Raw genomic sequence first — 19,699 nt, 5'->3', positions numbered from 1 at the left:
ACCCCCCAGGTCATCCCATCGACAGGGGGCAACAGTCATGCCGGGCCCGGAGGCCAGCGGCCCTCTTGCAGGACCGCGAAAAAGATAACGGGGGGCGGGTGGGTGGGGGTGGGTGCGATTGGTTCTCGACCGGGTGTCGACCGGGGTGGGGGAGATTGCCGGGGTGTGTCTGTGTCGGTGGAGATGAGGAGAGTGCGGGATGCGGAAGGTTGTTTCTGCGGACGGTACGACGATTGCGTATCGCCGGGCTGGTGCGGGTCCGTCGATCGTGCTGGTGAACGGTGCGTTTCGTGATCACACCATTTTCGATCCGCTGGTTCCGCTGCTGGCGCCGTACTGCACGGTGTATGTGTATGACCGGCGTGGGCGTGGGCACAGCGGGGACAGTGCGGGGTATGCGGTGGGGCGGGAGGTGGAGGATCTGGCGGCGGTGATCGAGGAGGCCGGGGGGCGGGCGGTCGTCTTCGCCGGGTCCACGGGGGCGAATCTGGCGTTGGAGGCGGCGCTGGCGGGGGTGGCGATCACGAAGCTGGCGTTGCACGAGCCGTATTTCCGTACCGCCGGTCATCCCCGGCCGCCGGCCGACTGCATGCAGGTGTTGCGGTCCTTGCTGGGTGAGGGGCGGCGGGACGAGGCGGCGCAGTACTGGCTGCGGGAGCTGCTGGGGCTTGGCGCGGACGTCGTCGCGCAGTGGCGGCAGGCTCCGTTGTGGGCGACGAACGAGGCCAACGCCCATACCCTGCTGTACGACACGACGATCCTGGGTGATTTCGAGGTGCCGGTGGGCCGGCTGGCCGGTGTGCGCACGCCGGCGGTGGTCCTCAACAGTGACGCCACCGGGGACTGGCTGCGGGATGCGGCCCGGGCGACCGCGGCCGCGCTGCCCAACGGGTTCGGGATGCAGCTGCCGGGCTCGTGGCACCGTATCGACACCGACATCCTGGGCCGGGTCCTGGCCGGGTTCGCCACCACCTGACACCCCACCACACCCCACCACACCACCCACCAACGCACCCCACCACCCACCAACGCACCCCACCAGCCACCGCCTGCCACCGCGCCGCACCGCCGCCACCTGGCACCGGGTGGCGGCGGCGCGGTGGTGGGTGGTGGGTGGTGCGGCCCGTGGGGCTGGGGACCGGTGCTGACGCGGGGAGGGCGGCCGTCGGCGTTCGCGCCGCGGTGATGCGCCGTGCGCGCCGGGGCCGTCGGGGCTGTCGGGTCTCGGTGTGCGGGGTGTGCGCCGCCGTCCGCGGGGCTGCGTGGGTGGGGCCGCTGCCGTGGTGCGGGAGGTCTGCGGTGTGCTCGGGCTGTCGGTTCGTCCCTGGCCGGCCCGTGGCGACGGTGGCCGAGGGGGCGGGGGCGGTGGAGGTGTCCGGCCGGTGCGGGCCGGGGCTTGGCCCGTGCCCGTGCCCGTGCTCGTGGCGTCCGCGGCGGCGGACGCCGTTCTGGCCGTGCGCGGGGCGGTCCGGGGCCGCCCCGCGCCGGGGCCGCGGGCATCCGCGCGCTTTTGCACGCCGTCTTTTCTCCCGGCCGGCATCAGGACACCGCCCCCTCCCGGTCCGCCTCGTCCCGTCCCGGCCGTCCCGTCCCGGTCCGTCGCTTCCCGGTCCGTCTCGTCCCGGCCTGGCCTCGCCCTTGCCCAGCCGTCCCCGCCTCGCCCTTGCCCGTCCTCGGCTTTCCCTTGCCCCGGTTCGGCCCGTCCCCGGCGTTCTCTTGCCCGGCCTGCCTCGGCTCGGCCTGGTGGGGTGCGGGTGGGCGGGGGTGGGGTGTTGTCGTGGCCGGTGGTGTGCGGTGGTTCGGGGGGTGGGCGCCGTCGGCCGGTGCGCGGGCCGCGCCGCCCCCCGGGGAGGGGGGTGTCGGTGAGTGCCTGGTCCCGGGACTCCGGGATCCCTGGGACGCCGGGGCCAGGGGGCGGGGGGTGCTGGGGGTGGGCTGGGGGTGGGGTGTCATGGTCGGTGGGGGAGTGGTCGCAGTGTCGGGCTGCCTGGTCTGCGGTTTCCGGGGTGGGGGCAGGCGCTCGACGTGCCGCGATCCGCTTCGAGACTTACGGTGTTCGGTCGGTGGCGTTGTGGGAGGGGGTGGTCTTCCGTGTCGGTGGCCGTTTGTGCCGATGTCGGCTGTCGGGGCAGGGGCGCCACGCTCGCCCAGGGGCGCCACCGGCTCGGCCCGTCGATGAACGACTGCATCTCTTCCGTGCGGGTGCCCTCCGGGTGGTGGGTGACGCTGTATGAGCTGCGGACTTCACCGGGGCGCGGCTCGGCCTGGAGGCGGACACCCGGGAGGTGGACGGCGCCCTCCACGACAAGGTGTCCTCGATCGTCGTCGCCGAGTCGGGTGGGGGCGGGGGCGGCAGCCGGTACGTCTTCGCGGCGGAGAATGGTGACGACTGGTTCTGCTTCGAGGATCAGGAGTCGTCCTGAGTGGCGCCGCCCGCGTCGTGCCGGCCGGGGGAGGGGGTGCTGCCGGCACGGGTCGCCGGCCGCTTTGCCCTCCCGGGGAAGGGGGGAGTGGCCGGTTGGGTGCCTGTTGCTGAGCTCTTGGGGGCGGGTGTCCGGGGTGCTGGCGGGTGGGGCCGTGGGCCGGGTCCACCGTGGTGAACTCCGTGACGGTCAAACCGGCAGGCTGCCTGACCTGCCGGCACGGGGGTGGGGGACAGGCACTGACGGTTCTGGGCGAGCGCCTGCCCTGCCGTGTTCCTGCTGCTGCCGTTGGGGCTGTGGCTGATCGTGCGCACGGTGGTCCCGGCGGGCACACGCCTGCCGGGCAGGCGCTCGCCGCGTCGTGTCACGGTGCCGGCGGTGGCCGTCGGTGTGGCCGGCGGGATCTGAGGCATCGGCGGCGGTTCTCCGCCGGGGCCTGTCCCGGCCGGCCGGGGCGTGCCCGGCGCCCGGGGTGTGCCCGCGGTGCTCGCCTGCACCTTCGTCACCTCACTGGCCGGCGCCGCGGCTTGTGCGCTGGTGTCCCTCATCGGCGGCGGTGTCGCCCCTCACCGGTTGCCCGGGCCGGCCTGCGGGCCGGGCGGCGGGTACCTGGGCGCGTGCTTCCAGCCCCGCCTGCCCGGACGCTTCGTGCGTCTGCTGCTGGGCGCCCTGGCCGCCGGGGCCGGCGTCCTCCACGCCGCCCGGGCACTCGCCTGAGCAGACCCCCACCCCACCCCGCCCCACCCCGGCCCCCGGTATCCGTCCCCGGCCCCTGTCCCCGGCCTCCGGGTATCCGTCCCTGAGCATCCGCCCCCTGACGCCGGGCATCCGCCCCGGTCCCCGGCATCCGGTCCCTGGCCCCCGGATATCCGTCCCCGAGCATCCGCCCCCTGACGCCGAGCATCCGCCCCCGGCCTCCCGGCCCCGGCTTCCGTCCCCGGGTATCCGGGCCTCGGCTGCCGGGCTTCGGCTGCCGGGGGCGGGGGCGGGGGCGGGGGCGGGGGTGGGGGAGTGCCGGTGTTCTCGCGTCGGGGCGCCGGCCGGGCCGGGCGCGCTCCGGGCGGGGGAGGGAATCCTTGCAGGGGCAGGGGCAGGGGCAGGGGCAGGGGCAGGGGCAGGGGCAGGGGCAGGGCGCGGGTGGCGGGTGGCGGGGGTGGTTCGGGGGTGGGTGGTTCAGCCGGTGGTGGTGGGGGCGGTCCAGTGGGTGTGCAGCCAGCTTTCCAGGCTGGTCAGGTGGGGGCGGGCGCGGCGCAGTGCGGGCAGGTCGGCGTGGTAGCCGTCGTTCTCCAGCCAGTCGAACATGGCGGCCAGGTCGGGGCGGGCGGTGCGCAGGGGTTCGAAGGACTGCTGCTCGTAGCGGGCCGGGAGGCCGGCCACGCGCCCGAACGTCTCGGCGATCTGCACGCCGGTCAGTTCGTCGCTGGTGATCTCCACCTGCCGGCCCAGCCATGCGGCCCGGTGGTCGAAGGCGTCCGCGGCGAACGCGCCGATGTCGTCGGTCGCGATGATCTGGACGGGGGTGTCGGGGTTCAGCCACAGGCCCAGTACCAGTTCGCCGCCGGCCAGGCGGGGGCCGAGGTCGAGGAGGATGTCGTAGAACATGGTCGGCCGCAGCACCGTCGCGGGCAGGCCGAGTTTGGCGATGTGTTCCTCGATGGCGAACTTGCTGCGGAAGTGCGGGATGGCGTCGCAGCGTTCGGCGCCGCCCACCGAGCTGTACACCAGGTGCCCGACGCCTGTCTCGGCGGCGGCGTCGGCGACCGCCTTGCCCTGGCGTTCCTCCGCGGCGACCCCGCCGGGGCCGCGGAACGTCTGGACGCTGAACACGCCGGCCACGCCGGTCATCGCCGCCCGCAGCGAGGCGGGTTCCTCCAGGTCGCCGCGGACCAGGTCGGCGCCGGCCGCGGCGAGCGCGCGCGCCGCGGGCGCCTGCACGTCACGCACCAGGGCGCGCACCGGGCGTTTTCTGCGCAGCAGTTCGCGGGCCACCGCGCCGCCCTGGCGGCCGGTCGCGCCCAGGACCAGGACCCTCTCGTGTGCCGCCACCGTGTTTTCTGCGTTGTCCATTGCCTCACCGATGCGTCGTCCCGGCCTGCCGGGAAAGGCGGAAAAAAGGGGGGGAACAGGGGAACAGGGGAACAGGGGGAAAGCGAGCGGGAAAGAGCGGACAGAGGACAGGGGAGCGGAAGGGGGGAGGGGCGGGGTCGGGGGCGGCCGGGGCCGAAGGTGTGGCCGGCGTTCTCGGGAAGACGCCCGCCCTTCCTTTTTCCTTCTCCTGCTCTTTCTGTTCTCTTTCTTCTCTTTCTTCTTTTTCGGGCCGGCCGGTCGCCGGGGTGGTCAGGAAGCGGAATCCGTGGCGGTTCGGGGTTCGAGGATGCGGGAGAAGGCGTGGGCCAGGACGTCCGCGGGGTGGGCGGCGGCGCTCATGGCCCGCCAGGCCACGTGGTTGTCGGGGCGGACCAGGACGGCGCCGTCCGCGTGGATCTCGCGTACGGCCTCCCAGCCGCCCTCGACGTCGGTGAACGGCCCGCCCGGCCCGCCCTGCCCGCCCGGCCCGCCCGGCCCGTTCTGGCCGTTCTGGCCGTTCTGGCTGTCGGTGGGGGTGGGGGTGGGGGTGATGCGGACGGTGCGCAGGGGGAGGGAGAGTTTCTCCGCCACCTGTGCGGCCGCTTCCGCCCAGGCGGTGCCCTCGTCGCCGGTGAGGAGGACGAACGCGGCCGGGGAGCCGGTCAGGTCGTGGGTCGACAGGCGCCGGCCGTCCTGCTCCAGCCATGCGTGCGGCAGCCGGTGCCCGGGCCGGGTGGTGGGGTGGTACACGTCGCGCATGGGCACCCGGGCGGGCGGCCGGCTGCCGTCGGGGACGAGGGCGCCCTCCTCGTAGTGGAAGCCGATCTCGAAGTCGTGGGCCTGGCAGCCGGCGCGGTGGGTGTCCAGGATCTCCGCGGTCCGTGCCCGTACCACCTCACCGATGGGCGACTGGTCGAAGTAGGCGTCGAACATGCGCCGGCGGCGTTCCTGGGGGACGCGCGGGCCCAGGCCCACGGTGCCCAGGACCGTCTGGTGGTGGGAGGCCGCCGAGACCGCCCAGTCGACGTTGAGGCGGCACACCGGCCGCCGTTCCGCCTCGTAGGTGTCCAGGAGACTGTCGTGGGCGCGGCCGCCGAGGACCGCGGCCAGCTTCCACGCCAGGTTGTGGGCGTCCTGGATGCCGGAGTTCAGTCCCAGGCCGACGGTGGGCGGCTGACGGTGCGCGGAGTCGCCGGCCAGCAGCACCCGTCCCTTGCGGTAGTGCTCGGCGACCAGTGCCTCCACCGTCCAGTTCGTCACGTGGTGCAAGGTCAGCTCCAGGTCGGGCAGGCCCAGCAGCTCCCGGATCCGGGGCACCACCGACGCCTCGTCGAGCTGGTCGGCGTCCATCGGCTCGAAGTGCAGCACCCACTCCTCGCACGCCTTGCCCCAGCTGGGCCCCATCTCGATGAGGTTGCTGCACAGGTCGGGGTCGTAGGCGTTCAGCAGGTGGGTCAGCAGCGTGCCCTCCTGCCACCACGGCGACAGGTCGGCGCTGAAGTAGGCGGTCGTCACGTCCAGCAGGCCGTGCACGCCCTGCATCTCGATGCCCAGGGCGCGGCCGACCGTGCGGCCGCCGTCGGCCCCCACCAGGTAGCGGGCGGTGACCGTGGTGCTCTCCCCGGTGGCGGTGTCACGGATCTCGGCGACCACCCGGTCGCCCTCGTCGGTGAAGGACACCATCTCGTGGCCGAACAGGATCCGCCCGGGGTTCCGTTCCTGCGCGGTACGCCGCAGGATCGGCTCCAGCCGCACCTGCGGCAGCTTGACCGGCAGCACCGGCCCGGCCGCGGCGTAGCGGTCCCGCAGCGAGCCGCCGCCGAAGGCGTCCATCTCGTGGATGAACTGCCCGTCCATCGGCTTCTCCCCGGCGAGCGAGGTCAGCCAGCGCAGCTTCCCGAACAGCTCCAGCGGCGCCCCCTGCTCCACCATCGGCCCGTCGAGCCCGTGCTGACGGAATATCTCCATCGTGCGCTGGTTGAGGTAATGCGCCTTGGGCACGTGCGCGGTGTCCGCGTGCCGTTCGACGAGCAGGTGGTCCACACCGTGATCGGACAGGAAGTTGGAGGCGGCAAGACCGCATCCGCCGCCGCCCACGATAAGAACCGGAACCTCGACTGCTCCCATTTTCGTCCTTCCGGAAGGTGACAGCCTCACGCTCACGGGGACTGCCGCATGTGCAGGGAATGCCTTCGACACGCAAATGTGGTCGTGCTCGGCTGTGCATTCTGAATGAAGATGCCTGTGCAGCATGACCTGCGCCTCTTTAGTCCCGGTCAACCACCACTGGACCCCGGCCACCGCACGACACCAGATCAGACCCGGCCGGACTTCCCAGCCGGCGGGCGGCCCCGGCGGGCGGCCTCCGGCGGGCGGACGGCACCGGGCGGTTCCCGGCGGGCGGACGCCTGCCGGCGGACGGCCTCCGGCAGGCGCAGGACATCGGAGGGTTGTCGGCGGGTGGCCTCCGGCGAACGGTTGTCGGCGGGCGGACGGCACCGTGTGGTTCCCGGTGGGTGGCCGCTGCGGGGCCGCCTGCGGCGGGGCCCGCCGGACACCTTCCGGCCGGACGTGCCCGGCTGGAAGGTCGGCGGGCGGGCGGGTTGTCGGCGGGCGGGCGGGGGGTCGCCGGCCGGCGGGTCCGTTCCCCTGGAGGGGGGTCAGCGGTGTCGGGCGGCCCGGGCGAGGGCCACGTGGAGCCGGTCGTCCTCGGTCTGGCCGGCTTCCCACTGCACGCCGACCGCGAAGGGGTGGTCCACCGCCTCGACCGCCTCGACGACGCCGTCCGGGGCCCAGGCGGTGGGGGTCAGGCCGGTGCCGATCCGGTCGACCGCCTGGTGGTGGTGGCAGGCGGTCTTGGGCGGGTCGTCGTCGCCGAGGACCGCGGCGACGCGGCTGCCGGCCCGCAGTTCCAGCACGTGCCGGCCGAACACGAACTCACCGCCGCCGGGACGGTGGGTGTCGTCGCCGGTGACCTCCGGCAGGTGCTGGTGCAGACTGCCCCCGCACCGCACGTTGAGCAGCTGCATGCCGCGGCAGATCGCGAGCAGGGGCACACCGGCCTCCAGCGCCGCACCGAGCACGGCCAGTTCGCAGCGGTCCATGTCCGCGCCGCCGCCCCGGGTCAGCGCATGCCGGCTCTGCCCGTACAGCGCCGGATCGACGTCCGGGCCGCCCGGCACGAGCAGCCCGTCCAGACCGGCGACGACCTCCTCCACACCCGGCCGCAACGGCAGCACCACCGGCACACAGCCCGCCGCGGACAGGAAGTCCACGTGCGACTGGAGCGCCAGGCTCACCACCATGCCGGCACCCTGCAGGGTGACCGGCACACTGCGGCCGGTGATCCCGACCACCGGCCGGCGCGCCGGCCCTTTCGACACCGGCTCCACGATGCTGTCCACCCCTTCAGCCCTCGCCGTCCGCCGACACGTACACGAATCCGTCCTCGACCTTCACCCGGTAGGTGGCGATCGGCGCCGTCGCCGGCGGGTTGACCGGCCGGCCGCTGCGCAGGTCGAAGCACGAGCCGTGCAGCCAGCACTCGATCGTCGTGCCGTAGACCTCCCCCTCGGAGAGGGAGACCTCGGCGTGGGAGCACAGGTCACCGACCGCGTAGACGGTCTCGCCCCTGCGCACCAGGGCGACCGGGAGGTCACCGACCTCCACCGCGATCACGCCCTCGGCCGGGATCTTGTCCACCGGGCACACCTTGACGAAGCTCATTACGCGCAGCACTCCTCCCGCATCGGGTCCGGCCTCTCCCGGATCTCCCACACCTCGCCCCACCCTGCGCCCCCGCTCTGGAGGATCGGCCGAGCAGGGAACGACCCCCGTTGGAGCCCTCCCTGCCGCGAGCCGCCGCAGAAACACCCGCCACCGGGGACCGGCCCGCCACCGGGGGACAGCCCGCCACCGGAGGCCGGCGAGCCACCGGAGGCCGGCCCGTCACCGGAGGCCGGCGAGCCACCGGGGGACGGTGCGGCCGCCGGAGGGCCGGGGCGCTCACCAGGGGACGGGGCCGTCCTGGGACAGGGACGCGCCCGAGGGGCCCGCGGCGTCCAGCAGCGCCAGCCGGACCGCGATCACGGCGCCCTCGGCGGGCGTGCGCTGTCCCCGGTGGCCGTTGATGTCGGTGGCCACCACGCCCGGATGGGCCGCGTTGACCTTGATCGGGGTGTCGCGCAGTTCCTTGGCGTAGGCGAGGGTGACCGCGTTGAGCGCGGTCTTGGAGGACTGGTAGGCGATCATGTTGACGCCGGCCATCGGGGACGCCGGATCGGCGTTCAGGGCCAGCGACCCCACATGGCTGGACATGTTGACGATGCGTCCGGCGGCCGAGCGGCGCAGCAGGGGCAGCATCGCCCCGGTCACGGTGACCACGCCGAAGACGTTGGTCTCGTACACCTCGCGCAGGTCCTCGGCCCGCGCCAGGCTGGGCGCCCCGGTGAAACCGCCGGCGATGCCCGCGTTGTTGACCAGGATGTCCAGGCGGCCGTAGCGCTCCTCGACGAAGGCCGCGGCCGCGGCCACACCGGCCGGATCCGTCACGTCCAGACGCAGCGGCACCGCGGTGACGCCGCCCTCCGCCAGCGAGGCGGCCGCCTGCTTGCCGCGCACCTCGTCACGGGCGCCGACGAGGACGACGACTCCCTCCTCGCCCAACTGCCGTGCTGTCTCGTATCCGATGCCCTTGTTGGCGCCCGTGATGAGCGCGATCTTTCCGACCGGCACGGTGGACGTCCCTTCCGTCGCAGGGGTGGGGTCAATGACGCGCAGGGTGCTCCACCGAAGCGTCACACAGGTACGGCGCGCCACCCCAGGCCGGCATGAACACCCACCCCCCACCCACCCGCACCCGCCCCCACTCGCGCCCGCCCGCCCCCCCACCGCACCCGCCCGTGGTCGGCCGCACCCGCCGGTGGCCGACACGTGCCCGCCGGTGTTCAACTGCGCCCGTGCCGCAGTCGAACACGCGCGGGCCACCGTCCGGTGCGCCCCGCACGCCCCGCACCTGGGGGGCGCACCGGACGGTGGCCCGCACCTGCGGGACGCACGGCGCGACGCACTTGCAGGACGCACGGCGCGACGGCAGCCTGGTGCACCGGCATCCGCGCCGCACGCCCGCGCCGGCTGCCCCCGCCCCCTCCCCGGTTCCTCGCCGCAAGGCGTCCGGGCCGCGACGGAGCAGGCCCGACTCACAGAGAGAAGCCCCCATGGCACCGCGGATGAACAACCCCTCGCTGGTCGTCCCCGACGCCCTGCAGCCCCTGCTCGACCTGACCAAGGTCATCGGCCAGGTCGGCGTCCCGCAGCGCACGCTCGACCTGATCCGGCTGCGGGTGAGCCAGCTCAACGGCCGCATCTACACGATCCCCGACGACCTCGGCAGCGCCGCCGAGGCCGACGACCGCCTGCCCCAGGTGGCCGGCTGGCGCGAAACGGACTGCTTCACCCCCGCCGAGCGCGCCGCGCTGGCCCTGGCCGAGGCCGCCACCGACCTCGCCGGCAAGGACGACCCCGTCTCCGACGAGGTCTGGCAGGAAGCGGCCCGCCACCACACCGAGGAGGAACTCGCCGCGCTGGTCATCCACATCGGCCTGGTCAACCTCTGGAACCGCATCAACGTCTCCACCCGCCAGGTCCCGGCCGCCTGGCGCTGACCACCCGCCCCGCCACCCGCACCCCGCCCCACCCCGCCGCCCGCCCGCCCGCGGGCCGCCCCCCGCCCGCCGGTTGCGCCACGCCTGCGCCCGCCCGCCGGCTGCGCCCGTTTGCCGGCCGTGGCCCGCCGGCGCTCCGTACGGGTGTCAACTGCGGCTTTATTCACCGTTGTTGACTGTGCGCGGGCCGCGGGAAAGCATGCTCGCAGCCGACCACCCAGCCGCCAGGGAAGGAACCTCACCGTGCTCAAGCTCATCAACGCCGGGTTGGGCAGGACCGGGACGACATCACTGCAGGAGGCGCTGGAACAGCTCGGCTACGGGCCCTGCTACCACATGTTCGACATCGTCGGCGACGAGAAGCGCCTCCAGCAGTGGGAAGGCATCATCTGCGACGGGCGGCAGGCCGACTGGGAAGCGGTGTTCGAGGGCTACACCTCCGCGGTGGACGGCCCTCCCTCCTTCTACTACGACCAGATCACCAAGGCGTTCCCCGACGCCAAGGTCGTCCTGACGGTGCGTGACGCCGACAGCTGGTACGAGAGCACGTACAACACGCTCTACCAGTTCGTCCTCAAGAACAAGGACAACCCCCCGCAGCCGGGATCCCGGCAGGCCCGCGTCTACCGCATGACCAGCGTCATGACCTGGGACGGCCTCTTCGAGGGCCGCTTCGCCGACAAGGACCGGGCCATCGAGGTCTACCACCGGCGCAACCAGGAGATCATCGACGCGGTCCCCGCCGACAACCTCCTCGTCTACGACGTGAAGCAGGGCTGGGAACCGCTGTGCGCGTTCCTGGGGACCGACGTGCCGGCCGCGAAGTTCCCGCACGCCAACACCACCGCGAACATGCGCGAGCGGATGCAGCAGATGGCCGCCGGCGGCCCGCCCACCGCCCCCGGCCCCACCCGCTGACCCACCACCCCGGCCCCACCGGCCGACCCACCACCCGGGCGCCCGCCACCCGCTCGCCCACCGCCACCCGTTCGGATCCCGCCCGTTCGGACGCCACCGTCCTTTCGGATTCCGTCCGCCCGGACACCGCCCGGGCGCCCACCGTCCTTTCGGATCCAGTCCGTCCGGACGCCACCACCCCCGCTCTTCCCACCCCGCGGACAACGGCCCCGACCACGGCCGCTCCGCGGGGCTTTTCCGCGCCCCGCACCCCCCTTCCCTTTTTCTTTTCCGTTCACGTCCCGCACCCGGCGGCCGCCCTTTTACGCGGCCGCCGCTTCCTTTCCCGGCGCTTCCCCCGAGGCTTTCCCGCGCTTCCCCGGGGCTTGCGCCGGTGAGGGCGTGCCCGGTCTTTTCCCGGGGCCGGCCCGGGATGTCGTCACGGCCGTGCCCGGCCGCATTCGGTGTTCAACCACAGGTGTTTTCCCGCCACTTCCTCCTGCGGATAGTCTCTCGCCGACCCCCCTGGACATGCCCGTGGAAATCGGGTCCGCCGACCTGCCCGTGACCGGGCCCGGCGGCGTGCCCGCGCTCAAGAAGGGGAATACGTGAGGAAGTTCCTAGCAACGACGGCGGCGGCCGCCACCGCCCTGGCAGGCGCGGTGGCCGCGACCCCGGCGACGGCGACGGCCGGCCCGCCGGCGGCGACCGTCTCCTGGTCGGCCTGCCCCGACAACGACCCGGTCATCGGGGGTTACCTCAAAGGGCTGGAGTGCGGCACCCTCGACGTGCCGCTCGACCACAGCCGCCCCGGCGGCCGCACCATACAACTGGCCCTGACCCGCGCCCGGCACACCGCCCCCGACGACCAGTACCAGGGCATCGTGCTCCTCAACCGCGGCCAGTGGCCCGGCCAGTTCGGCCGCGACCTGCCCACCCGCTTCGCCAAGGGCACCTCCGGACTGTCCCCGGCCGTCGGCGCCACCTACGACTGGATCGGCTTCGACCCGCGCGGCACCGGCGCCAGCCAGCCGCAGGTCACCTGTGAACCCACCTACGTCTGGCCCGGCACCGCCCGCCCCGACCTGGTCCCCGCCACCGCCGCCGACGAACAGGCCTGGCTGGAGCGGGCCCGCGCCTTCGCCGACAGCTGCGGCCGCGCCCACGGCGACACCCTCGCCCACCTCGGCACCAAGGACGCCGCCCGCGACCTGGACCTGATCCGCCAGGCACTTGGCCAGGAACAGCTGACCTACTTCGGCTGGGACTACGGCACCTACCTCGGCTCGGTCTACGCCTCGATGTTCCCCCACCGGGTGCGCCGCATGGTCCTCGACACCGTGGTCCAGCCCGCCGACGGCTGGTACCAGGACGTCCTCGAGCAGAACGTCACCTTCCAGAAGAGCGCCGACAACTACTTCTCCTGGATCGCCGCCCACGACGCCACCTACCACCTGGGCACCACCCGGGCCCAGGTGGCGGCCCGCTACGACGAAGGCATGGCCATGGTGCGCCGGGCACCCGTCGACGGCAGGATCGGACCCGCCGAGTACACCGAGGTCTTCCTCGTCAACCTCTACCGCCGCTCCTCCTGGACCGGCCACACCAAGGCCCTGGCCGACTGGGTCCTGCGCAACGACCCCACCGGCCTGAAGGCCAACTTCAACGACCCCGGCTACCCCACCCAGAACAAGCAGGCCATGTACAACGCGGTCCAGTGCACCGACTCGCCCTGGCCCCACGACTGGAAGCGCTGGCACCGCGACTACACACGCCAGTACCGCGCCGGCAACACCTTCCTCACCTGGTACAACGCCTGGTACAATGCGCCGTGTGCGTTCTGGCCGGTGCCCGCCACCACCGCCCCCGAGGTCGGCGCCCGGGGCGTGGACATCCTCCTGGTGCAGGGACAGCACGTCGCCGGCTCCCCGCTGGCCGGCGCCTACGACCTGCACCGGCGGTTCCCCAACTCCCGCCTGCTGCTGGAGAACAACGGCTACGAACACGAGACGTCGCTGTCGCGCAACGCCAACACCTGCATCAACACCTACGTCGGCGACTACCTCGAGGACGGCAGCCGCCCGGCCTCCGCCAAGGGCGCCGACGCCGCCTGCGACGCCAACCCCGCACCCGTCCCGGCGCCGTAGCGCCCACCGTCATGGGGGCGTTCAACCGCGGACAGAACCGCGGTTGAACGCCCCCGCACCCAACTTTGCCCGCCACCCCCGCACCCCCTCGCACCCGCCGCCCCCGCACGAGCCGCTGCCGTCACCCGCGCGCACGCCGCACCCGTCACCCCCGCACGAGCCGCGCCCACGCGAGCCGCACCCGTCATCCCCGCACACGCCGCGCCCACGCGCGCCGCTGCCGTCATCCCCGCACACGCGGCTGCCGACTCCCGCGCACACGCCGCTGTCAACTCCCCTGCGCACAAGGAGAGTTGCGCATTCCTCGTGTCATTGCCCCTCGGACGGGGCCGTGTGTACTTTGAAGCCGACGAATTCCCAGCCGCCCGCGTGGAAGGCAAAAATGGAAACTGACGTCATCATTGTCGGTGCCGGGCCGGTCGGACTGATGCTGGCCGGTGAACTCCACCTGGGCGGCGTGAAAGTCACCGTCTACGACAAACTCGCCGCTCCTTCCGGGGAATCCCGCGCACTCGGATTCAACCGGCGGGCGGCCGAATCACTGGACCAGCGCGGACTGCTTTCCCGGATCGGTGAATTCCGGTGGGGCCCGATGGGACACTTCGGCGGAGTCCGTTTCGACCTCGGCATGCTGCGCGAGGACCACAGCGGCGTCCTGGGCCTGTCCCAGGCCCGCACCGAACAGATCCTGACCGCCCGGCTCGCCGAACTCGGCGTCACCGTGCGCCGCGGCTGCGAGGTCACCGGCGTGCGCGAGAGCGCCGACGGCGTCGCCGTCGACCTCGAGGGCCCCGACGGCCCCCTCCACGACAGCGCCCGCTACCTGGTCGGCTGCGACGGCCCCCACAGCACCGTACGCACCGCGGCCGGCATCACCGCCCGCACCTGGCAGCCCACCCGGGGCATGTACACCGCGGAGATCAGCGGGGTGAGCCTGCGCCCGCGGCCCATCGGCGAACGCCTGCCCGGCGGCCACATGGTGGTGTGCACCCCGCTGGGCGGGGGCCGGCTGCGCATCGTCGTCCACGACAAGAGCCTGCCGCCCGGCCTCGACCCCGACGCGCTCACCTTCTCCCAGGTCGCCGACGCCTGGCAGCGCCTGACGGGGGAGTCCATCCACCACGCCCAGGCCCACTGGACATGGGCCGGCGACAACGCCGCCGCCCTCGCCGACACCTACCGCCACGGCCGGATCCTCCTGGCCGGCGACGCCGCGCACCCCATACCGCCGCTGGCCGCCTGGGGCTTGAGCGCCGGCCTGCAGGACGCGGCCAACCTCGGCTGGAAACTCGCCGCCCACCTCACCGGCTGGGCCCCCGAAGACCTCCTGGACACCTACCACGCCGAACGCCACCCCATCGGCGAGCAACTCGTGCGCAACGCCCAGGCGGCCTCCCAGCTCTACCTCGGCGACGACGGCACCGACCCCCTGCGCGCCGTCCTGGGCGAACTGGCCGGCCACCACGACACCGCCGCCCACCTGGCCGGCATCGTCAGCGGGCTCGGCATCCGCTACGACATGGGGCCCGGCAGCCATGAGCTGCTGGGCCGGCGCATGCCCCCCGACCAGGCGCTGACCCGGCCCGACGGCAGCCGCACCCGCGTCGCGCAGCTGCTGCACACCGTGCGCGGCGTGCTCCTGGTCACCGACGCCGCCGCCGAGACCGCCGACCTCGCCCAGGACTGGGCCGACCGCGTCGACATCGTCACCGCCGCCTTCACCCCCGCCCCCGATGCCGCACCCGATTCCGATGCCGTCCCGGACGCGGTGCTGGTGCGCCCCGACGGCTACGTCGCCTGGACCGCACCGGGCAGCGACAACACCCTCACCGACGCCCTCACCCGCTGGTTCGGCACCCCCCACCCCACCCCCACCCCCGCCGGGCCGGCCGCCGCGGGCACCCACCGGACAGGAGCGCGAGCATGACCTGGGACGTGATCGTCGTCGGCGCCGGCCCCGTCGGGCTGATGATGGCCGGCGAACTGCGCCTGGGCGGCGCCGACGTCGTCGTCTACGAGAAACTGCCCGCCCCGCCCCGCGAGTCCCGCGGCGCCAGCTTCACCCGGCGCACCGCCGAGAGCTTCGACCAGCGCGGACTGCTCGCCCGGCTCGGCGAGACCGAACCCGCCGACAGCCACTTCGGCGGCGTCGACATCGACCTGTCCCTGCTGGCGGAAGACCACCGCGGCGCCCGGGGCGTCTCCCAGTTCCGCACCGAACGCATGCTGGAGGAGCGCGCGGCCGAACTCGGCGTCACCGTGCGCCGCGGCTGCGAGGTCACCGGCGTGCGCGAGAGCGCCGACGGCGTCGTCGTCGACCTCGACGGCCCCGACGGCCCCGCCCAGGACAGCGCCCGCTACCTGGTCGGCTGCGACGGCGGACGCAGCACCGTACGCAAGATCGCCGGCATCGGCTTCCCCGGCCCCGCACCCACCCGCGGCTTCTACACCGCCGACGTCACCGGCATCGAGACCCGCCGCCGCCGCATCGGCGAGAACCTGCCCGACGGCAGCATGATCATGGCGATGGACCTGGAGAACGGCGTCACCCGCATCGTCGCCTACGAACGCGGCATGCGGCCCAAGGACCGCGACGCCCTGTCCTACACCGAACTCGCCGACGCCTGGCAGCGCCTGACGGGGGAGTCCATCCACCACGGCCAGTGCCGCTGGATCAGCTGCTTCACCGACGCCTCCCGCGTGGCCGACGCCTACCGGCGCGGCCGGATCTTCCTCGCCGGCGACGCCACCCACGTCCAGCCCCCGGCCATGGCACAGGGCCTGAGCGTGGGCGTGCAGGACGCCGTCAACCTCGGCTGGAAACTCGCCGCCCACCTCAAGGGCTGGGCCCCCGAAGGCCTGCTGGACACCTACCACGCCGAACGCCACCCCATCGGCCGGCAGCTGGCGCGCAACGCCCGCGCCGCGATCGAACTGCGCCTCACCGGCGAGGACACCGCCCCGCTGCGCGCCGTGCTCGGCGACCTCATGACGCACCCGGACGCGGCCGGCCACCTCGCCGGCGTCCTCAGCGGGCTCGGCATCCGCTACGACATGGGGCCCGGCAGCCATGAGCTGCTGGGCCGGCGCATGCCCCCCGACCAGGCGCTGACCCGGCCCGACGGCAGCCGCACCCGCGTCGCGCAGCTGCTGCACACCGCGCGCGGCGTGCTCCTGGTCACCGACGCCGCCGCCGAGGCCGCCGACCTCGCCCAGGACTGGGCCGACCGCGTCGACATCGTCACCGCCACCTTCACCCCCGCCCCCCACACCCCGCTGGACGCGGTGCTGGTGCGCCCCGACGGCTACGTCGCCTGGACCGCACCGGGCAGCGACAACACCCTCACCGACGCCCTCACCCGCTGGTTCGGCACCCCCCACCCCACCCCCACCCCCGCCGGGCCGGCCGCCGCGCACGCCCGCCCCGCCTGACCCTCCGCACCTCCTCTCCGCACCCCCGCGCGCCCTTTGCGCCCCCGCCCCGCGCGAGGCGCAGACGCACGCGCACGCGCTGCCCGCGCCGCACGCCACGACGACCACCGACCCCCCCCAGGAGACACACGTGACGACCGCAGTCACCGTCTGGCTCACCGGCCTGCCCAGCGCCGGCAAGACCACCATCGCCCACGAGCTGGCCACCCGGCTGCGCGAGGAGGGCCACCGCGTGGAGGTCCTGGACGGCGACGAGATCCGCGAGGCGCTCTCCGCCGGCCTCGGCTTCTCCCGCGCCGACCGGCACACCAACGTGCAGCGCATCGGCTACGTCGCCGAACTCCTCGCCCGCAACGGCATCCTGGCCCTGGTCCCGGTGATCGCCCCCTACGCCGACAGCCGCGAGGCGGTCCGCAAACGCCACGACGCCAACCGCACCCCCTACATCGAGGTGCACGTCGCCACCCCGCTGCAGGTGTGCAGCGCCCGCGACGTCAAAGGCCTGTACGCCCGGCAGGCCGCGGGCGAACTGACCGGCCTCACCGGCGTGGACGACCCCTACGAGGAACCCGCCGCACCGGACCTGCGCATCGACTCACAGCACCAGAGCGTCGAGGAGTCCGCCGCCGCGGTGTACGCCGTGCTCACCGAAAGGGGACTGACATGACGCCGACCCGCCACCCGCACACGGCGCACCAGGAGGACACCCCCACCCCGTACGCCCTCAGCCACGCGGACGTCCTGGAGTCGGAGGCGGTGCACATCTTCCGCGAGGTGGCGGGCGAGTTCGACCACCCCGTCCTCCTCTTCTCCGGCGGCAAGGACTCCATCGTCATGCTGCACCTGGCGCTCAAGGCGTTCACACCCGCGCCGGTGCCCTTCGCGCTGCTGCACGTGGACACCGGCCACAACTTCCCCGAGGTCCTCCACTACCGCGACCGCACCGTCGCCCGCCACGGGCTGCGCCTGCACGTCGCCTCCGTGCAGGACTACATCGACCGCGGCATCCTCAAGGAACGGCCCGACGGCACCCGCAACCCGCTGCAGACACTGCCCCTGACCGACAAGATCCGCACCGAACGCTTCGACGCCGTCTTCGGCGGCGGCCGCCGCGACGAGGAGAAGGCCCGCGCCAAGGAGCGGGTGTTCTCCCTGCGCGACGAGTTCTCCCAGTGGGACCCGCGCCGCCAGCGCCCCGAGCTGTGGAACCTGTACAACGGCCGGCACGCCCCCGGCGAGCACGTCCGCGTCTTCCCGCTGTCCAACTGGACCGAGCTGGACATCTGGCAGTACATCGCCCGCGAGGGCATCGAACTGCCCGAGATCTACTTCGCCCACGAACGCGAGGTGTTCCGGCGGGCCGGCATGTGGCTGACGGCCGGCGAGTGGGGCGGCCCCCGCGATGGCGAGAAGACCGAGAAGAGACAGGTGCGCTACCGCACCGTCGGCGACATGTCCTGCACCGGCGCCGTCGACTCCGACGCCGACACCATCGAGAAGGTCATCACCGAGATCGCCGCCTCCCGGCTCACCGAACGCGGCGCCACCCGCGCCGACGACAAACTCTCCGAAGCCGCGATGGAAGACCGCAAGCGCGAGGGGTACTTCTAAAGATGACCGCTGTGATGGGCACCACCGCCGGCACCCTGCGCTTCGCCACCGCCGGCTCCGTCGACGACGGCAAGTCCACCCTCGTCGGACGGCTGCTGCACGACTCCAAGTCGGTCCTCGCCGACCAGCTGGAGGCCGTCGCCCACGCCTCCCGCAACCGCGGCCAGGACACCCCCGACCTCGCCCTGCTCACCGACGGCCTGCGCGCCGAACGCGAACAGGGCATCACCATCGACGTCGCCTACCGCTACTTCGCCACCCCCCGGCGCCGCTTCATCCTCGCCGACACCCCCGGCCACGTGCAGTACACCCGCAACATGGTCACCGGCGCCTCCACCGCCGAACTGACGGTCATCCTCGTCGACGCCCGCAACGGCGTCGTCGAACAGACCCGCCGCCACGCCGCGATCGCCGCCCTGCTGCGCGTCCCGCACGTCGTCCTCGCCGTCAACAAGATGGACCTCACCGGCCACGACGCGTCCGTCTTCGCAGCGATCGCCGAGGAGTTCACCGCCTACGCGGGCGAACTGGGCCTGCCCGACGTCACCGCCATCCCCATCTCCGCCCTCGACGGCGACAACGTCGTCGAGCCGTCGGCGGCCATGCCCTGGTACACCGGCCCCACCGTCCTGGAACACCTGGAGACCGTCCCCGCCGGCCACGACCCGGCCCACCGCCACGCCCGGCTGCCCGTGCAGTACGTCATCCGCCCCCGCACCCCCCGCCACCGCGACTACCGCGGCTACGCCGGCCAGATCGCCGCCGGCACCTTCCGCACCGGGCAGCAGGTGAGCGTGCTGCCCTCGGGCCGCACCTCCACGATCGCCCGGATCGAACGCCTGGGCCGGGCGGTGGACAGCGCCGGCGCCCCGCAGTCGGTGACCGTGCTGCTCGAGGACGACCTCGACGTCTCACGCGGCGACCTCATCGTGCCCGCCGGCCACGCTCCGCCCACCACCCGCGAGGTGGAGGCGACCGTCTGCCACGTCGCCGACCAGCCGCTGACCACCGGCCACCGGGTCCTGCTCAAGCACGGCACCCGCACCGTCAAGGCGATCGTCGAGGACATCCCCTCCCGCCTCACCCTCGACGACCTGTCCCCGCACCCGCACCCCGGACAGCTCGTCGCCAACGACATCGGACGGGTGAGGATCCGCACCGCCGAACCGCTGCCCATGGACTCCTACGCCGACTCCCGCCGCACCGGCTCCTTCCTCCTCATCGACCCCGGCGACGGCACCACCCTGACCGCCGGCATGGCCGGCACCGCCTTCACCGCGCCCACCCCGGCCGGTGACGGCGCACCGCACCAGGGGCGGGCGCGGTGAACACACCCCCCGCCCGCCCCTCGCACCACTCCACGACACCCGCCCCCGACACCACCCCGCACCCCCACCGACCGCCACCGCCCCGCCGACCGCCGCGCCGTGCCGCCCGGCCCCGCCGCGCCGCGGCCCTC

At 73.6% G+C, this 19,699-nt stretch carries 16 protein-coding genes; 11 read left to right on the top strand and 5 right to left on the bottom strand.

Annotated features, from left to right (window positions below; all coding sequences use genetic code 11):
* The first annotated feature begins 199 nt into the window (after window positions 1-199).
* The 3 genes from ACZ5FU_RS34890 to ACZ5FU_RS34880 all read left to right on the top strand — a co-directional run bounded on the left by ACZ5FU_RS34890 (window position 200) and on the right by ACZ5FU_RS34880 (window position 3,140).
* Window positions 200-976 carry an alpha/beta fold hydrolase gene (locus ACZ5FU_RS34890; RefSeq protein WP_469047930.1) on the top strand — a complete coding sequence of 259 codons (777 nt, stop codon included), beginning with the start codon at window positions 200-202 and terminating at the stop codon, window positions 974-976.
* 1,309 nt (window positions 977-2,285) lie between these two features.
* Window positions 2,286-2,423 carry a hypothetical protein gene (locus ACZ5FU_RS34885; RefSeq protein ID WP_468840300.1) on the top strand — a complete coding sequence of 46 codons (138 nt, stop codon included), beginning with the start codon at window positions 2,286-2,288 and terminating at the stop codon, window positions 2,421-2,423.
* 483 nt (window positions 2,424-2,906) lie between these two features.
* Window positions 2,907-3,140, top strand: a complete 234-nt coding sequence (locus ACZ5FU_RS34880; RefSeq protein WP_468840303.1) for a hypothetical protein — start codon at window positions 2,907-2,909, stop codon at window positions 3,138-3,140.
* A gap of 456 nt (window positions 3,141-3,596) precedes the next feature.
* Here ACZ5FU_RS34880 and ACZ5FU_RS34875 read toward each other — a convergent pair whose 3' ends face one another.
* From ACZ5FU_RS34875 to ACZ5FU_RS34855, 5 genes are all read right to left on the bottom strand, one after another.
* A complete protein-coding gene (locus ACZ5FU_RS34875; protein ID WP_469047928.1) occupies window positions 3,597-4,490 on the bottom strand; it encodes an NmrA/HSCARG family protein in 894 nt (297 codons plus the stop codon).
* 270 nt (window positions 4,491-4,760) lie between these two features.
* On the bottom strand, window positions 4,761-6,617 hold the full coding sequence (locus ACZ5FU_RS34870; protein ID WP_469047926.1) for an FAD-dependent monooxygenase: 1,857 nt from the start codon (window positions 6,615-6,617) through the stop codon (window positions 4,761-4,763).
* A gap of 533 nt (window positions 6,618-7,150) precedes the next feature.
* Window positions 7,151-7,894, bottom strand: coding sequence for a gamma-glutamyl-gamma-aminobutyrate hydrolase family protein (locus tag ACZ5FU_RS34865; RefSeq protein ID WP_451531249.1), 744 nt, complete (start codon window positions 7,892-7,894; stop codon window positions 7,151-7,153).
* Between the two features lie 4 nt (window positions 7,895-7,898).
* A complete protein-coding gene (locus ACZ5FU_RS34860; RefSeq protein WP_451531250.1) occupies window positions 7,899-8,216 on the bottom strand; it encodes a Rieske (2Fe-2S) protein in 318 nt (105 codons plus the stop codon).
* Window positions 8,217-8,495: 279 nt separating this feature from the next.
* Window positions 8,496-9,224, bottom strand: a complete 729-nt coding sequence (locus ACZ5FU_RS34855) for an SDR family oxidoreductase (protein ID WP_451531251.1) — start codon at window positions 9,222-9,224, stop codon at window positions 8,496-8,498.
* Window positions 9,225-9,706: 482 nt separating this feature from the next.
* Here ACZ5FU_RS34855 and ACZ5FU_RS34850 point away from each other — a divergent pair, with 482 nt between their 5' ends.
* From ACZ5FU_RS34850 to ACZ5FU_RS34815, 8 genes are all read left to right on the top strand, one after another.
* A complete protein-coding gene (locus tag ACZ5FU_RS34850) occupies window positions 9,707-10,153 on the top strand; it encodes a carboxymuconolactone decarboxylase family protein (RefSeq protein WP_468646488.1) in 447 nt (148 codons plus the stop codon).
* A gap of 243 nt (window positions 10,154-10,396) precedes the next feature.
* The gene (locus tag ACZ5FU_RS34845; RefSeq protein WP_451531253.1) at window positions 10,397-11,071 is read left to right on the top strand and encodes a sulfotransferase family protein; all 675 of its coding nucleotides are present in this window, start codon (window positions 10,397-10,399) and stop codon (window positions 11,069-11,071) included.
* Between the two features lie 587 nt (window positions 11,072-11,658).
* Complete coding sequence (locus ACZ5FU_RS34840) at window positions 11,659-13,197, top strand: alpha/beta fold hydrolase (RefSeq protein WP_469047925.1); 1,539 nt, start codon at window positions 11,659-11,661, stop codon at window positions 13,195-13,197.
* Between the two features lie 382 nt (window positions 13,198-13,579).
* Entirely contained in the window at window positions 13,580-15,124 is a 1,545-nt protein-coding gene (locus ACZ5FU_RS34835; protein WP_451531255.1) for an FAD-dependent monooxygenase, read from the top strand.
* On the top strand, window positions 15,121-16,629 hold the full coding sequence (locus tag ACZ5FU_RS34830) for an FAD-dependent monooxygenase (RefSeq protein WP_469047923.1): 1,509 nt from the start codon (window positions 15,121-15,123) through the stop codon (window positions 16,627-16,629). Before ACZ5FU_RS34835 ends, ACZ5FU_RS34830 begins: the two co-directional genes overlap by 4 nt.
* A gap of 130 nt (window positions 16,630-16,759) precedes the next feature.
* Window positions 16,760-17,296 carry an adenylyl-sulfate kinase gene (gene cysC, locus ACZ5FU_RS34825; protein WP_451780172.1) on the top strand — a complete coding sequence of 179 codons (537 nt, stop codon included), beginning with the start codon at window positions 16,760-16,762 and terminating at the stop codon, window positions 17,294-17,296.
* Complete coding sequence (gene cysD / locus ACZ5FU_RS34820) at window positions 17,293-18,240, top strand: sulfate adenylyltransferase subunit CysD (protein WP_451780174.1); 948 nt, start codon at window positions 17,293-17,295, stop codon at window positions 18,238-18,240. Before cysC ends, cysD begins: the two co-directional genes overlap by 4 nt.
* A gap of 2 nt (window positions 18,241-18,242) precedes the next feature.
* On the top strand, window positions 18,243-19,568 hold the full coding sequence (locus ACZ5FU_RS34815) for a sulfate adenylyltransferase subunit 1 (protein ID WP_469047921.1): 1,326 nt from the start codon (window positions 18,243-18,245) through the stop codon (window positions 19,566-19,568).
* The last annotated feature ends 131 nt before the right edge of the window (window positions 19,569-19,699 follow it).

This window comes from Streptomyces sp. NPDC031554, assembly GCF_055580685.1.
Note: the sequence above shows the minus strand (reverse complement) of the source record. Positions and strands in the feature narration are given on the sequence as shown.